Origin of the sequence: Streptomyces sp. NBC_00386 (assembly GCF_036063235.1) — a bacterium.
GTDB lineage: Bacteria > Actinomycetota > Actinomycetes > Streptomycetales > Streptomycetaceae > Streptomyces.
The window spans coordinates 9,591,966-9,607,070 of sequence record NZ_CP107950.1 but is presented as its reverse complement, the minus strand read 5'-3'; the positions used below and the strand labels follow the sequence as shown (position 1 = coordinate 9,607,070).

Here is a 15,105-nt window from a genome sequence, read left to right as displayed (position 1 = left end):
GACCCCGTTCCGGGCCGCCTTCGGCGAACAACTCGTCCGGACCAGCAGTTCGGCAGACCGCTCGCGCTCCCCGGGCCCCATACCAGAGCGGGCTCAGTCCTCGGCTGCTGCTTCAAGCCGCTCGGTCGGCCCTGCAAAGGCCAGGTACAGGGAACGAGAGCTGAGGAGCCAATGGCCTTCGGTCTTGAGGAACGTGTCCTCGTAGTGGCCGACCTGCGTCGGGGCTCGCGGGGGTACGAAACCGCCGGTATGTCCGTCGACACGGTAGGTCGTGAAGTAGGTGGTCGCGGCGGCTGTTGACTCTGATGTGACGGTGACCAGGATGTTCGTGCATATCCGGCGCGAGAGCCGGTCCGCGGGCCGGCCGACGAAATACGACCGAAGTGCGTCACGGCCCTGGATCCGACGGTTTCCTTCCGCCCACTCCCAATACCCGACATCCGTGAAGAGATCGGCCACGTCGCCCGGGTCACCGAGGTCGAGCTTATGGACGAACTCGACGATGAGGCGTTCACAAGCCCGCTCGGCAAGCACACGGTCCGTGGGATCCAGCGCTTCAGTAACCATTGTCATGTCGTATCAGGATGATCAAGGACACCGCGACAGCTTTTTGACTCGCCTCAAACGGTCGTCAGCTCAGGCGCTGGGCCCGGCGGCGGCACACGCGGAGGAGCGCGCCCGCACCCGTGACCACCGCCGCGGCAGCCGCGCCCATGACCGGCAGCGTCGAGGAGCCGGTCTCTGCCAGGTTGCCGCCGTTCGTCGTCGTGCCGTCGCCGCCGGTCGACGACGACCCGCCGCCCGACCCGCCCGAGCCATTGGTCGAACTGCCCGTCGAGCGGGTCGTCGAACCGGTCGCCCCCACCCGTGACGTCCAGCATGATGTCGGCCTTGTCGGAGTCGGACGGCCGCGCCTCGGTGCTCAGCGCCACCGAGCCCTTGGCACCCGCCACCCGCTTGTCGATCTTCAGCTCGAAGGGGTAGGTCTCGTAGCTGCCCTCGTCATGCGGCCGCAGGCCGCAGGCCGCAGGCCGCAGGCCGCAGGCCGCAGGCCGCAGGCCGCAGGCCGCAGGCCGCAGGCCGCAGGCCGCAGGCCGCAGGCCGCAGACATACCGTCTTGCGGACGACCAAGATCCATCGCGGATCGGCGCCCATTAGGGTCGGGGGCATGACGCCATCCCTTGCCGGCAGTGCCTTCGACTCGCTCCTTCTCGACGCCGTGCCCGACCAGGAGGCACTGCGCCGGGCTTACGAACTCCCCAGCGACGCCGCCGTGCGTAAGCAGATGACCGAACTCACCGAACAGACCAAGCGGTTGATCGGATGCTCATCGCTGGTCCTGGTCGCCAGCACGGACGCCGAGGGCAACTGTGACGTTTCCCCGCGCGGCGGCCCCGCCGGGTTCGTCGCGGTCCTGGACACACGGACGGTGGCGATACCGGACGCGACCGGCAACAAGCGTCTGGACACCCTGCAGAATGTCGTCACCACGGGACGGGCCGGCCTGCTGTTCGTCATCCCGGGGCGCACCACGACGCTCAGGGTGAACGGCCGGGCCTGCGTCTCCACCCGCCCGGAGCTGCTGTCTCAGCTGACCGCCGTGGGCAAACCGCCGGCCAGTGCGCTGGTGCTGGGGATCGAGGAGGTCTACCCGCACTGCCCCAAGGCACTCCTGCGCAGCGGGGCCTGGAAGCCGGACCAGTGGCTGTCGGCTGACGCCCAGCCGACCTCGGCCGAGGTGACGCTGGCTCAACTGCGGATGCCGGAGCTGACGATCGCCGACATCGAGCAGACGGAGGCGGATTCGCTGAAGTACCGCTACGAGTAGCGGGCCACCGACAGCGATTACCGAACCACCAGCAGCACGCCGAATCCCCGGACCGGCATGCCCCTAGAGCTCCATCGCGGGGCCTTTTGCGAGGTCACGCGCGGCGTCGGCAGTCCGGCCGACGCCTTGGCGACGGGGTTCGCCCTGCCCGATGCCGTCTGAACCAGCGGACAGGTGAGTGATCCCCCTTCTACGCTGGCGGCATGACGGGATATCCAGGCTTCGGTGTGCTCCTGGCAAGGCTGCTGGATCACAGGAAGCTGGACATCGGCACCCTGGCACGGCAATCCGGAGTCCCCGAACCCGAGCTCCAAAGGGTCTTCGCCGGCATCGCGCCGAGCCCAGCCCTGCTCCGACAGCTCGGACCCGCACTCGGTCTCCATGCCGCAGACGTATTCGTGATCGCGGGGGCGACGGTTCCGGACGACCTTGCTCCCCTGGACGCAGAGGCCAGCAGGTGGGTTCCGCAGGTCGTGAGACGTGCCGTAGAGCTCCCATCGGAGAAGAAGAGCGAGTTGCGCCACCTCGTCCGGTCGTTGCCGCAGCGGAAGGTCGTGCAGTCACCGGCGTTCCCGCGGGTCGATGTCCCGCCCCCTGGGCCGCCCGGGGCCCTGCTCGTCCGGATGCTCAGATACCGGAACCTGCATTGGATGGGCATGGCCAGGGTCTTCCACTCCCTGACCGGCCGGTACTGGTCCGCGTCCACGTACGGAATGGTGGGCGCCGGCCGCAAGGAGCTGACCCCCGACCTCGTGGCCGATTTCGGGACCGTGCTGGGCATTCCCGCCGGCGCCCTGGGCGCCCTGACCGGCGGCCCGTCTTCCGAGGAGCCCCACACACAGGAGCCGGCGGCGGTCGGCGTGGCCGAGTTGATCTGGGATCTGCGGCGCCTGACCGCTGACCAGGTGCGACACACAGGCAAAGCGGCCGCATCCATGTGGTCACCTCGACCAGATCCCCAACGCTGACTATGTGTTGAGGACCAAGCCAGTGCCCGCCAGGCAGCCGTCGATCACCTCCGGCCGGTACCGCAGCATCCTCAGTCGCGCTTCACCGCGCTTCACCGCGCGGGTGATCGGGCCAGGTCGGCGGCGCCGAGACATCGATGTCGCGTTCCTCCAGGGACCAGATGTCCTGATGCCCTCCCGCGTGCTTCGTCCATACGTATCCAGGCGAACTCGCTCGGCCTCGGCACCGCCGAACGGTGGCCCCGCGACCCTCGTCCGGCTGCGGGGCCGGCCTTGACATGCAGCCTATTGGCTGCCTAAATTAAAGGCAGCTGGAAGGCTGCATATCGACAGGCGGTGGCCTGGGTACGGGGACGGGCATGGACGAGGTGTTCAAGGCACTGGCCGATCCGACGCGGCGCGCACTGCTCGACTCGCTCAACGCACACAACGGGCAGACCCTGCGCGAGTTGTGTACAGGACTCGACATGGCCCGGCAGTCCGTCAGCAAGCACCTCGCGGTACTGGAGGAGGCCGGGCTCGTCACCACCGTGCGGCGGGGCCGGGAGAAGCTGCACTACCTCAACGCAGCGCCCGTGCACGAGATCGCTCACCGGTGGATCAGCCGCTACGACCGGACCAGGGTCCAAGCCCTGGCGGACCTGAAACTCGCCCTGGAGGAGACCGCGATGGACGCGCCGACCTTCGTCTACACCACCTACATCCGCACCACCCCGCAAAAACTCTGGCAGGCGTTGACCGAGCCCGCCTTCACCCGCCGCTACTGGTCCACGGAGTTCGCCACGGACTGGTCCGTCGGCTCACCGATGACCTGGGACAACCACGGCGTGCAGATCAGCGACCCGAAGCAGGTCGTGCTGGAGGCCGAGCCCTACAGCCGGCTCTCCTACACCTGGCACGCCATCACCCCGGAGCTGGCCAAGCGCTTCGACTGGGACGAGGAGTTGCTCGCCAAGCTGTCCGGCGAGGCCCGCTCGAAGGTCACCTTCACGATCGAGGAGACCGCCGCGCAGGTCGTGAAGCTCACCGTCGTACACGACGGATTCGAGCCCGGATCGAGCCTGGCCGAGATGGTCAGCCAGGGCTGGCCGAACGTGGTGGCAAGCATGAAGTCGCTCCTGGAGACCGGCGAACCACTCCCGGACGATGCGTGACCGGATGCGTGGCCCGACGCGTGGCTTTCCCTGTCAGGGATCGACGACATCACGAGTTGTCACATCATGGTGCATCGCCGCAACAATTCGGATCGTCATCAGTTCACCGACCCGCGCAATGACACTGCCGCCCCAGCATCGACGACGAACCAGAGAACGGGCGTCAACCAGGCCGTCTTTCGCGCTCATCGCGCCCTCCGGGGCGGGGTGAAGACGTAGAGGTCGAGGATGTCGGGGCAGGGGGCGACGCCGGGGCCACCGGCTTTCACCCAGGCGGCGATGTCGTCCGTGGCATCGGGGTCGTTGACGAGGCCGAGCCAGACCGGGCGGGCGCCCGCGGCACGTGCGGCGGCGGAGGGCTGGACGACGATCACGTTGGCGTGTTCGCACACGCCGAGGCAGGCCGCGATGCGCACCGGTGCGCTCTCGGCCAGGCGTGCCGTCTGCTGGGCGTGATCCACTCCGGTGACTTTCGGGCTTCCGCAGCAGCAGTCCCGGCAGACGACGACGCGGCACGGCGCCCGGTAGCCCGCGGCGGCGGACTTCGTCGCGTCCTCGGTGTCGTTCTTCGGGCCGCCGCAGACGGTGACCGGCACGGCGGTGACCGGCGGGACGGGTTTGGCGTGACGGGCGGGGGTGGGGAGCACGGGCAGACCTCGGGGTCAGGGCTCGTACGCGGAGCCTGGACTGTGGATGTCCTCCGCGCCGGGGCGCGGAGGTGCCAGCAGGTCTTCGGACTCGGGTTCGTCCGGACGGGGCGCCTTCCCGGTCTCCCAGTGGCTCGCGTGCCCCGCCCGTTCCCCTCACCGCTGCGCGTCAGTTCCGGATTCGCACCGGATTCCCTGGCCTCGGATGAGGCTCAACTGGCCTGATGAGGCTATCAAGTCCGTCGTACCGTCAGTTCGTGCGATCGGTCACGGGGTACGGGGTACGGGACGAACGTGCTGGTGTTCTGGTCGATCCGCAGGGACCGGCCGAGGGGCGGTACGGCGCGCTGGGGGCGGTCGAGGCGTTCGCAGACCCGGCAACCCGGGCCGATGGCGGTGGCGGCGGCATTGGTGAGGTCGATGCCGTCGGAGTGGACACGAGCATTTCCCGTACACGATGCTGCCGCCTTTGCATCTGACAGTCTCTCCGGTGAGGTTGGAGGAAGCGCCGCTGTCACCACGCCGCCCAACGGGTGTTTGTGAAGCGTCAGTAGGATCACGTCGTGCCTTCCCCGACAGTCCGCCGCTACCGCTACCTGCTGTCCACCCTGCTGGTCGTGGCACTGGTCGCATTCGGCTACTACGCTCTGCAGCCTGTCCGAGAAGCTTGTGCGCTCAACTCCGGCCCCTACGGCTCCATCTTCACCCCAGACAACGTCCACGCATCAGGCGATGGTCATTGCGGTGAAGTGCACAGGCGCTTTCAGGCCTGGCTCGGGCGATAGGTGTACCGACCGTTCGACGTCGGCGACTTCAGGTTTCCGCTGGTCAGGAGCTGCCTGACAGTCGCTGAAGGGCCGGTTGGCGGGCCCCTGGTCAGTGGTGCCGTGGCTGTTGCCAGTGCCCGTTCACCCGATCCGAGGGGTACGACGGACCTCGTCGGCCGGACCGCGTCGTACATCCTGTCGGCCGCCCTCGCGGTCATCATGGTGCGGCGGTCTCCGCGGGAAGGGCGGGGTTCGCGTCATCCGATGAACTCGGACGAGGCACCACGGGGTCACCCCTGGGGCCAGAGTCTCTGGCAGCGCTCGTACTCTTCGTTCACTCACATCAATCAAACACAGCGAAGAGACGACAGAATCGATGATCGGCAGCTTTGTGGCCCTCGTGGTGGCCCCCTTGGCCATGGCCGGGCTGGCTCGATGGGCGGCGGCAAGGAGGCGCCACGGCCTGGCAGCGGGCCGGGCCGTTCACTTCCGCTGCCGACTCGACGGCCGCAAGGGCCGACTGCTGGCCGACCCGCGCCTCGACGGACCCGTCTTCCTCGACCGCTCCGGCAGTGCCACTGCCCTGCCGCGCGGCGGCGAGGCCCTGGACGCGACGGTCACCACCATGGGTCAGGCCGCCTTCGAGAAGGTCGGCCTGCGCTACCGGACGCCCGACGGCCAGGTGTTGCGGCTGGGCCTGGGCACACACGACGCGCGGACGATCGGCGCCTGGCTGAGCGAACAGGCCCACCCGACCCTCGCACCCGCCCGCCGGCCGCTGTTGCCGACCGCGCCGCTATGGGCGGTGCTGGCGCTCGTGGCGTCGCTGTTCGTGGGCTTGGCAGCAGCGGACTTCGCCCTGCTCGGGAAACACGCCTCCGCCGAGGTCGTCCGTCTGAACCGGGCCGAGGACGGCTGCATCGTCAGCTGGGACGACGGTTTGCAACATACGACTGTGGACTGCGACACGGCAGACGTCGACCCCGGCGATCACGTCCCGATCATCGCGCTGCCCTGGCCCTTCCTGGGTGAGGCCATCGATACACGGACCTCGTTGACAGTGGTCGCCGTCCTTGGTGGCGGCCCCGGTCTGCTCGGCCTTGGCGGTGCACTGGTCATCAGCCCGTTGGCCTGCGCCCGGCGCGTCCGTAGGGCGCGCCAAGCCCGACCCGTGATCAACCCAAAGGCGGCCGCGAGCGACAAGGAGGACGAGGAGAGCGAGGACACGTGGCCCGCTCTCGAGGACGACCTGAACTACGCGAGCCTCGCCGCCGCGGCCCGGCACGGCGATCGCCACGCTCCGGGTCCCCGGGTGACCTCGCCGCGCCGCGGCTTCGGCCGTACGTCCCTCTCGCCGCGCATCTGGGTGCTGAACAGCGTCCTCGGCAGCGGCGCCTGGTACTTCCTGCTGATCTCCTGCGCCGCCGTCCTCGACGACCCCTTCCACCTCGGGCACCGGCGCTTCCTCGTGTTCGGAACGGTCGCCATCGTCTCCCTCGCCCGGATCGGCTGGTTCATCGTGGATCGGTCCGCCCTCTGCGGCCCGGTACTGCGTGCCGCCCGTTCCGCGGCCGGGGACGAAACATGGCAGCCCATGCGCTACATCCGGCTGCGCCCGGATCCCGGAGAGCTGGTGCTGGTCCTGTTCCGCCCGGACGGCGGAGAGGTGGCGGCCCCGGTGTTCCTCCAGCGAATCTCACGATCCCGCGGCAGTGAGCGCCGCACCGTCGGGGGCCCCGCTCCGGTCGGCGACGCCCTGGTGCACGACACCGGCGTGGGCCCGCTGATCTGCGAGATCGAAGGTGTCCGCTACCTCCCGAGGGGCCGTGCCGTCGAGATCGCTGCCGACCCCGCACTCACTCGCGCCGAACTGCGCAACCTCGCCGAGAGCCACATCCGACCGGTCGGCCGACGCCAGATCAGGCGATTTTGACGGTGGTGCCCGCGCCTTCGAGGGCAGTCACCTCGTCGGGGGGCGCCGTGGTGTCCGTGACGAGGGTCTGCAGGAGTGCCGAGGGACTCACATGGGCGAAGGCGGTACGGCCGAGCTTGCCGCCGTCCGTGGCGACGATGGTGCGGCGGGCGGAGGCGATGCCGGCCTTTTTCACCGCGGCGTCGTCGAGATCGTAGGCGGTCAGGCCGTCTGCCGCGCTCAGTCCGCAACAGCCGATGACGGCGGTGTCGAAACGCAGGGCCGCGAGGGAGGCGAGGGTGAGGGGGCCGGTGAGGGCTCCCTCGGCGGCGCGCGGCTGTCCGCCGGGCACCACCAGTGTGGCCGGGCCGGGTGTCTCGCCGAGCAGGTGGATGGCCTGCAGGGACAAGGGCATCACAGTGACGGGCCGTTCGCGCAGGAGTCGGGCGACCTCCAGACAGGTGGTGCCGCTGTCCAGCAGGACGCTCTCACCGTCGGCGATGAGGGCGGAGACTTCGGCGGCAATACGGCGCTTGACGTCGATCGCCTCGTGCGCGCGCAACGCGAACGGAGGTTCCTCACCCCTGAGCAGCAGGCTGCGCGCCCCACCTCGGACGCGTTCGAGAACTCCCTGCGCGGCCAGGGTGTCGAGGTCACGCCGGATGGTCATCTCGGAGGCGTTGGTCAGCTCCGCGAGTTCCTGGACCGTGGCGCCGCCGGAGTCCCTCACAGCCTTCGCGATCAGCCCGTGCCGGTCTGCGTTGCTCATGACGGGATTGAACACCATCAGAAAACAAACATGCAAGATGTTCATTACCGCACTTTTCAAACACATCATATGTTCGTTACGGTACGCGGCATGGAACGTTCGCTTCGAGCCGCTCGTGCGGCGACCTATGTCTACTTCGTCCTGTGCGGCACCCTGATGGGCGCCTGGGTGGTGCAGATTCCCGCCGTCGAGGAGCGCGTGGGCATCAGCCACGCGACGCTGGGCGGACTGCTGGTGCTGCTCGGGCTCGGGGCCTTCGCCGGGATGCAGATGGCGGGGCCGCTGACCGATCGCTTCGGCGCGCGCATCGTGGTGCCCACCGGCGGCGTGCTGTGCGGCGCGGCCCTGGTGCTCCCCGGTCTTGCCCACGATCCGTGGACGCTGGCCGGAGCCCTGCTGGTCTTCGGGTTCTGCAACGGCTGCCTGGACGTGAGCATGAACGCGCACGCCGTGCACGTGGAGAAGGCGTACGGCCGGCCCGTCATGTCAGGTTTCCACGCCACCTTCTCTGTCGGCGGCGTCATCGCCTCGCTCGTCGGGGCGGGTGCCGCGACCGTCGGCCTGGAACCGGTCGCGAGCATGGCCGTCATGGGAGCCGTGGGCATCGTGATCGCCCTGGCGTCGGCGCGCGCCTTGCTGCCGCTCTCCCCCGCCGTTGCCGGCACCGGCTTCATGGAAGAGCCCGAGGTGGCACCGACCGTCACCCGGCGCGGAGCCGGGGGGCGCGTCTGGCTCCTCGCCGTCCTGGCGCTGATGGTCATGCTGTGCGAAGGCGCCGCCAACGACTGGAGCGCTCTGCACCTGAAGGACGTCCTCGGTGCGTCCGCCGGCGCGGCCGCCTTCGCGTACGGCACCTTCGCGGCGGCCATGACCATCGGCCGGCTCGTCGCCGACCGCCTCGTCGCCCGGTTCGGTTCCGTGGCGATCCTGCGCCACGGCGCGGCCATGGCCGCCGTCGGCATCACGCTCGTGGCTCTCGGCCCGTGGATGTGGGCCGCGTTCACCGGCTGGGCGCTGTTCGGCCTGGGCCTGTCCGGCACCGTCCCGCAACTGTTCAGCGCGGCCGGGCACACCGATCCCGCGGCCGCCGGTGCCAACGTCTCCCGCGTCGCCGGGCTCGGCTACGTCGGCATGCTCGCCGGTCCCGCCGTCATCGGCTGGCTGACCCACCTCGTCGCCCTTAACCACGCGTTCGTCCTGCTGACCCTGCTGTGTGTGACCACCGCTGCGGCCGCCGGGATCCTGCGCACCGGGTCCGACCGCACGCGCCACTACGAGACGGCACAGAGCGGCAACTGACCGCCGGCGCGGCACGCTCCCAGAGTCCGAGCCGCGCAAGGCCCTCTCATCGGTCGGGCTAGCCTCTTCGGGCGAGGTGCTGGAGTTGCCGTTCGTGCACGCCGGGCAGCCAGTCCCTGCCGTACGTGGCCGACGGGCCGACCCGCGGGTCGCCGGAGGCATGGGTGTCACGCAAGGCGTGCACGTACGCGCGATCCTGGTCGATCCGTACGCGTACCTCGTCACCGTGGCCGACGGACCCGTGCCCGGGGATGACGACATCGACGTCGTCCGCCACGTCCTCGAGCAGCCTCAGTGCGGCGAGGTAGTTCTCGATCGGGTCAGCGGTGCCGTTCAGGTCGAGCATCGGAATCAGTACGTCGGAGAGCATGTCGCCGGCGACGAGAACACCGTGTTCCTCGATCAGCAGCGCCGCATGGCCTGGGGCATGCGCGTCATGTTCGATGATCCGGACCAGTGGGCCGTCCCAAGGAATCTGCGCCGTCCCGGCGGGCAGACCGGCAATGAGGCCGAGCAGGTCCAGCGGTACCTGCTCGACAATGTCCGGCGGCATCAACGCGGTCACGCGGGCCTTGGCACCTTCGTCCGACAGGCGCTCTCGGACAGTGGCCGCGCAGCGTGCCGTGCCGTAACGAGGCGCCGAGCCGAGCATGGCGTGCCAGAGCAGGTGATCCCAATGAGGATGCGTGGAAAACCCCGCCACAACGGTCCGGCCCGAATCGGACAGGTCGTTGGCGAGGCAGACCATTTCGTGGCCCTGCACCCCGGCGTCGATGAGCAGCACGCCGGCATGGCCTTGCACGACGACGGCGTTGCTCTGCACGAACTCGCTCTCGTGGATCAGCACACCCTCGGTGACCTGCCTCAGCACGGGGGCTCCTTCCGCTCGCGGTCCGCATCCGCTCGTCGAGACCGTAGTACGTGCCGCGCGCACTTTCGTCGACCACGAGTACTGCCTGGCCGTCGTGCAGGTGCTCGACTACGTGACGCGTAGGTCGTCACGGACGGCATCGGCGTCCCACTTTGGCACGGCTCAGTAGGTGCTGCATGGCGTCGGGGGTCGCGGGGTCGCCTCCCCGCCCCATTCGGCAATGGTCCGGCAGTTCTTCCGCGGCAGATCCGCGAGCAGTCCCAGCATCAGGTGCCGTATTCGACGACGGGGTTCGACCCGGGCGGACCTGCCTGCGATGTGGTCCACCAGGCCCTCGAACGCTTCCTGCCAGTGGGCAGCGTCTACGCTGTGGCCTGCGGCCACGGCTTGATCGTTTGTCTTCGCACGCCGATGATCAACGGTGGCCGCGTCTAGGAGTGCCGGCGGGATGGAAAGGGTCGTCGAAGGAGACGCAGTGCTGGGATTGCTGGGCTTCTACGACGAACTGGACAACCGCTGCGGCCGGCCGAACGGATCGATACGCGATGCAGTCCAGCCTGTCGGTGAGCCGGATGAGACGGACCTGGTGGCCTACCTGGACGCCGGCCACGCCCTCATCGACGTCATGGAAGGCGGACGTGACGTCATCACCGGGAGCACCCACCGGCACTCCATGGGGTGCTCTTCCCTGGTGACCGACGGTTCCTGGCTGTGGCGCCTGGACTTCCCGCACTACGTGGAAACGCACCATGTCTCGCTGCCCGGCGCGTTCGTCGAACACGTCCGCAGCCTGAACTATCAGATGCCCACCATCATCGTCGCGCAGTTCGCTCCGCACTACGACGAGACCATGCCCCTGGTCGGCTGGGCCTCGGCTGTCCCCTGGCGATCGACCGCAACCACGCTCGTACCTGAACCACGAGAAGTGACCAGCAAGACCCGGTTCGACGCCGCGACGCTGGCCCAGGAACGAAACCGGCCGCACGGCAGCTGGGGCAGGCCACGCAAACCGCGGAGAACATAGCCGCCACCAGCCAAGAGCGATCGACAGCTGGAGTACTAGCCAGGTGGCGCGGAGGGGTGGGGCTCGGGGGCGGCGCGCCATGTTCGGGCGTAGCCCTCTCGGAGGGGGCCGCCTGCGAGGGTGAGGATCTCCGCGGCGGCGTCGGCGAATTCCTCCGGCTCGCCGTACTCGCAGAGACGGCGGTAGCCGTCGAGGAGCGCTCCGCCGCGCCCGGGGTCGGCCTCCAGCAGGCGGCGGGGCAACCACTTGCCACCGCCGGTCCAGGCCCGGCAGTGGTCGAAGAGGAGATCGGCGGCGGTGCTGAGGACGACGGCGGCCACGGCGAGTCGCTCGACGACGTCCGCGGTGTCGGCGAGATCGTCCAGCGCATCGGTGAGCACGTAGCGCCGGCTCTCGACGGTGGCGGGAGCCAGGGCGCCGGGGCCCTCACGAAGCGCGTCCTCAGCGTGCCGCTTGATGCGGGCGGCCGCTCCGTCCCGCTCGGAAAGGACCAGGCCGTCGGCGTACATGCGCTGCATGACGCCGCGGCGGGAGACTGTGTCGGCGGCGAAGAGCTCGTCGAGACCCGCCCGCGTGTGGATGAACAGCTCAACCAGCCGTCCCTCGAAGCGGACAGTCTCCCGGCGGGTCTCGCCGCCGTCCTCTATCAAGACCGCGATGTCCAGGTCGCTGGTGGTGGTGGCGCGGCCGGACACGGTGGAGCCTGCGAGCACCGCGCTCAGGGCGTCGGGGAACCACTCGGCGGCGAGGCGCCGCGCCTGGTCGACGGGGTGGGTCGGGTCATCGGCGTCACTGCTCATGATCGCCAGGCTGGCACGCCCACCATCGCCGGCGCGAGGGGTTTCCTGTCGGCCCGCGCCAGGCGCTGCCTACCGGATCGTGCCGGACCCACGACGCCCGGCACCGCGCCTCGCGGCGTTCCGTCAGTCGCCCACGCCCGACCCCTCCCCCACCACCACTGGCCGGTGCCCCTCTTCAGCCTCGCGATGCACGGCGCCGGACACCGCGGGCGCGGACTGATTCGATCACGGTCGGTTATTGCTTCGCGGGTCGCGGTGGGCCGTGGTCGTGGAAGTCGTCGAGGCCGCGGGTGGTCAGGAGGGCGGCATGGGCTGCTCCGTCCAGACTGTCTTGCCGTCGTGGGTGTAGCGGGTGCCCCACCGCTCCGTGAGCTGCGCGACCAGGAAGAGCCCGCGTCCGCCCTCGTCCGTGCTGAGGGCCCTTCGGAGGTGAGGGGACGTGTGGCTGGCGTCGGACACCTCACAGATCAGAGAGTGTGTACGGATGAGGCGCAGGGTGACGGGGCCGTCCGCGTACCGGTAGGCGTTGGTGACGAGCTCGCTGGCGACCAGCTCGGTGGTGAAGGCCATGTCCGACAGCCCCCATTCGGCCAGTTTCGCCGTGGTCAGCTCCCTGGCGCGGCCGGCAGCGGTCGCTTCCAGAGGCAGGTGCCAGGTGGCGAAGCTCTCCGGCGGCAGTACCCGGGTACGGGCCATGAGCAGCGCGACGTCGTCGGTGGGGCGGCGGTCCGTGGGCAGCAGCGCTTCGACCACGCCGTCACACGTGCGCTCCAGGCCGTCGGCACTGTGGGCGAGACATTCCTCCAGGTTCTCCAGCGCGGCATCGATGTCGCCGTCGCGCGCCTCCAGGAGGCCGTCGGTGTAGAGCGTGAGCAGGCTGCCCTCAGGGAGGTCCAGGTGGTACATCTCGAACGGCAGTCCGCCCAGGCCGAGCGGTGGACCCGCGGGCAGGTCGAGCACGGTCACCTGGCCGTCCGGCGTGGACACCAAGGGTGCCGGGTGGCCGGCACGTGCCAGGGAGCATTGCCGGGAGACCGGATCGTAGACCGCATAGACGCACGTGGCCCCGAGCACCTGTTCGATAGCCGACTGGTTGCCCTCGGCGTTCGTCTCCCCCTCGGCGGCCAGCAGACTGACCAGATCGTCCAGCCGGGCCACCACCTCGTCCGGTTCCAGGTCGAGGCTGGCCAGGGTGCGCACGGCGGCGCGCAGCCGCCCCATCGAGGCCGCGGCGTGGATTCCGTGGCCGACCACGTCTCCCACGACGAGGGCGACTCGGGCCCCTGACAACGGGATCACGTCGAACCAGTCACCACCGATGCCCGCTTCACCGCTCGCCGGCAGGTACCGGCAGGCCACCTCGACGGCCGGCAGGTCGGACACCGTGCCCGGCAGCAGACTGCGCTGCAGAGTCAGAGCGGCGCTCTGTTGTTGGGTGAAGCGGCGCGCGTTGTCGATACAGACGGCCGCACGCGAGGAAAACTCATGGGCCACCGCGGCATCGTCGTCCTCGAAAGGCTCCGAATGGCGCACTCGCCACAGACTCACTACGCCCAGTACCAGGCCGCGTGCCATCAGGGGCACCGCGATCAGGGAATGAACGCCGAGACCCAGGACGACCTCGATCCGCCGCCGGTCCATGGCGTACCACTCGGAGCGGAGGGACAGCACCCGTTCGAGAACCGGGCGGTGCTCGGCCAGGCACCGCGCCTGCGGAGACTCCGGAAGGAGCGGGACCACGTCGCCCTCCTGGAACGGGACCCGTGGTTCCGGGGGCGAAAGGGCCACGCGCAGTAGCACACCTGCCATGTCCAAGGGCAGTTCGTCACCAAGTGCCACCGGCTTCAGGAGGTCCACCGAGCAGTAGTCGGCCAAGCCGGAGACGGCCACCTCGGCCAGTTCCCGGGCCGTCTGCGTCACGTCCAGCGAGGTTCCGATCCGGGCGCTCGCCTCGTTCAGCAGAGTGAGCCTGCGGCGGGCTCGGTAGCGCTGGGTCACGTCCTCGATCGTCTCCGCCACGCCGAGAACCCGGCCCGAGGAGTCCTCCATCCGGAACGCGGAGACGGACACCATCCGTTCCCGCCCCGGAGCATGGCGTGTGCGCGCCGACTGCTCCGTGAAGATCAACGGCTCGCCGGTCTCCAGGACGTGGCGTACCCGCTCCTCGGCCGGACCCGCGTCCTCGTCGACCAGGAACTCACCGGAACTACGGCCCACCGGCGCCTCGGCTGTGATGCCGCTCGCCTTTTCGATCGCACGGTTGACCCGGATCACCTTCCTGTCCGGGCCGTGGATGGCCAGACCGATCGGGGACCGGTGGTACAGGCCGTCCAGCAGCGCACGGTCCCGCTGCCAGGCAACGACTTCCGCGGCAGGGGCACCGACCAGGAACCACTCTTGGTGATCTCCGTCGCGGGTGATCGCGCGGGCCCGGAAACCCATCTCCACACGCCGTCCGTCGTGGTGCCGGACGGGCAGGACTCCGAACCAGCCCCCTGTCCTCATGGCGTCCACGACGACGGACCGCGCGACAGGCAGGTCACGGGCGTCGACCAGGAGGTCCCGCCACGCCCGTCCGAGCACTTCCTTGGCGCGGTAGCCCAGCAGATCCTGCGCCCGTGCGCTCCAGCCGACCACTGTGCCGTGATCGTCGAGCACGGCCGAAGCGGCATGCCCCAGGGCGAACGGATCCTCCGGACTCTCGCTGAAATGCATCGAGGGCGTTCCCATAACCACCACCCTGTCTCCGTGACTCCGATGTTCCTCCTCCCGGTCTCCGTCCGCGACTCTCCCGTTCCTCTCTGCTCGGCGGTTCGACAGGAGTGACATGACGGCGCTCAGCGTGTGCGGGCAAACGCCTGCGGGGAAGGGAGTGGCCACGGCCCGGGACCACTTCGTCACGGAGGCGGGCGAAGGCGCTTCGGCGGGAGTCGCCACGGCGCGTGTTCACAGCCGGCCCCTTCCGCTTGCCCGAACCAGCCAGGACGACTCGGACGCGGCACCACCCCAACGACGACGGGGGCCAGGCAAGTCCGTGCTGCCGTGCCGCCGTGTGCCCCATGAGTC

General features: G+C 69.4%; 14 protein-coding genes, 2 pseudogenes and 1 riboswitch. Of the genes and pseudogenes, 6 read left to right on the top strand and 10 right to left on the bottom strand.

Annotated elements, in window-relative coordinates:
* Positions 1-93: 93 nt before the first annotated feature.
* Together OG780_RS42040 and OG780_RS42035 are read right to left on the bottom strand one after the other, a co-directional pair.
* Complete coding sequence (locus tag OG780_RS42040) at positions 94-567, bottom strand: nuclear transport factor 2 family protein (RefSeq protein ID WP_328458741.1); 474 nt, start codon at positions 565-567, stop codon at positions 94-96.
* Between the two features lie 64 nt (positions 568-631).
* On the bottom strand, positions 632-865 hold the full coding sequence (locus OG780_RS42035; protein ID WP_328457375.1) for a hypothetical protein: 234 nt from the start codon (positions 863-865) through the stop codon (positions 632-634).
* Positions 866-1,168: 303 nt separating this feature from the next.
* Between OG780_RS42035 and OG780_RS42030 the strand changes: the two genes are divergently transcribed.
* From OG780_RS42030 to OG780_RS42020, 3 genes are all read left to right on the top strand, one after another.
* Entirely contained in the window at positions 1,169-1,828 is a 660-nt protein-coding gene (locus OG780_RS42030) for an MSMEG_1061 family FMN-dependent PPOX-type flavoprotein (protein WP_328457373.1), read from the top strand.
* A 203-nt stretch (positions 1,829-2,031) separates the two neighbouring features.
* Positions 2,032-2,796 (top strand): hypothetical protein, encoded by a 765-nt coding sequence (locus OG780_RS42025; protein WP_328457371.1) that lies wholly within the window; start codon positions 2,032-2,034, stop codon positions 2,794-2,796.
* A gap of 359 nt (positions 2,797-3,155) precedes the next feature.
* Positions 3,156-3,950, top strand: a complete 795-nt coding sequence (locus OG780_RS42020) for an ArsR/SmtB family transcription factor (RefSeq protein ID WP_328457369.1) — start codon at positions 3,156-3,158, stop codon at positions 3,948-3,950.
* Between the two features lie 33 nt (positions 3,951-3,983).
* Here the strand turns inward: OG780_RS42020 and OG780_RS42015 are convergent, their stop codons facing one another.
* From OG780_RS42015 to OG780_RS42005, 3 genes and pseudogenes are all read right to left on the bottom strand, one after another.
* Positions 3,984-4,139, bottom strand: a complete 156-nt coding sequence (locus tag OG780_RS42015) for a hypothetical protein (RefSeq protein ID WP_328457367.1) — start codon at positions 4,137-4,139, stop codon at positions 3,984-3,986.
* Positions 4,136-4,603, bottom strand: a complete 468-nt coding sequence (locus OG780_RS42010) for a (2Fe-2S) ferredoxin domain-containing protein (protein WP_443062354.1) — start codon at positions 4,601-4,603, stop codon at positions 4,136-4,138. Before OG780_RS42010 ends, OG780_RS42015 begins: the two co-directional genes overlap by 4 nt.
* Positions 4,604-4,656: 53 nt before the next feature.
* A riboswitch (cobalamin riboswitch) is annotated at positions 4,657-4,847 on the bottom strand.
* A pseudogene (locus OG780_RS42005) lies at positions 4,831-5,034 on the bottom strand (short-chain fatty acyl-CoA regulator family protein); the annotation flags it as partial. (Overlaps the previous riboswitch by 17 nt.)
* A gap of 706 nt (positions 5,035-5,740) precedes the next feature.
* Between OG780_RS42005 and OG780_RS42000 the strand changes: the two are divergent.
* Positions 5,741-7,297 carry a hypothetical protein gene (locus OG780_RS42000; protein WP_328457363.1) on the top strand — a complete coding sequence of 519 codons (1,557 nt, stop codon included), beginning with the start codon at positions 5,741-5,743 and terminating at the stop codon, positions 7,295-7,297.
* Here the strand turns inward: OG780_RS42000 and OG780_RS41995 are convergent.
* Positions 7,284-8,045, bottom strand: coding sequence for a DeoR/GlpR family DNA-binding transcription regulator (locus OG780_RS41995; RefSeq protein WP_328457361.1), 762 nt, complete (start codon positions 8,043-8,045; stop codon positions 7,284-7,286). The genes OG780_RS42000 and OG780_RS41995 overlap by 14 nt on opposite strands.
* 90 nt (positions 8,046-8,135) lie before the next feature.
* Between OG780_RS41995 and OG780_RS41990 the strand changes: the two genes are divergently transcribed.
* The gene (locus OG780_RS41990) at positions 8,136-9,344 is read left to right on the top strand and encodes an MFS transporter (RefSeq protein WP_328457359.1); all 1,209 of its coding nucleotides are present in this window, start codon (positions 8,136-8,138) and stop codon (positions 9,342-9,344) included.
* Positions 9,345-9,402: 58 nt separating this feature from the next.
* Here the strand turns inward: OG780_RS41990 and OG780_RS41985 are convergent, their stop codons facing one another.
* The gene (locus OG780_RS41985) at positions 9,403-10,215 is read right to left on the bottom strand and encodes an MBL fold metallo-hydrolase (protein ID WP_328457357.1); all 813 of its coding nucleotides are present in this window, start codon (positions 10,213-10,215) and stop codon (positions 9,403-9,405) included.
* A gap of 61 nt (positions 10,216-10,276) precedes the next feature.
* Positions 10,277-10,542: pseudogene (locus OG780_RS41980) on the bottom strand (transposase); the annotation flags it as partial.
* 148 nt (positions 10,543-10,690) lie between these two features.
* Between OG780_RS41980 and OG780_RS41975 the strand changes: the two are divergent.
* Positions 10,691-11,239, top strand: a complete 549-nt coding sequence (locus tag OG780_RS41975) for a hypothetical protein (RefSeq protein ID WP_328457355.1) — start codon at positions 10,691-10,693, stop codon at positions 11,237-11,239.
* A 35-nt stretch (positions 11,240-11,274) separates the two neighbouring features.
* Here the strand turns inward: OG780_RS41975 and OG780_RS41970 are convergent, their stop codons facing one another.
* Positions 11,275-12,039 carry a nucleotidyltransferase domain-containing protein gene (locus OG780_RS41970; RefSeq protein ID WP_328457353.1) on the bottom strand — a complete coding sequence of 255 codons (765 nt, stop codon included), beginning with the start codon at positions 12,037-12,039 and terminating at the stop codon, positions 11,275-11,277.
* 294 nt (positions 12,040-12,333) lie between these two features.
* Entirely contained in the window at positions 12,334-14,769 is a 2,436-nt protein-coding gene (locus OG780_RS41965) for a SpoIIE family protein phosphatase (protein ID WP_328457351.1), read from the bottom strand.
* Between the last annotated feature and the right edge of the window lie 336 nt (positions 14,770-15,105).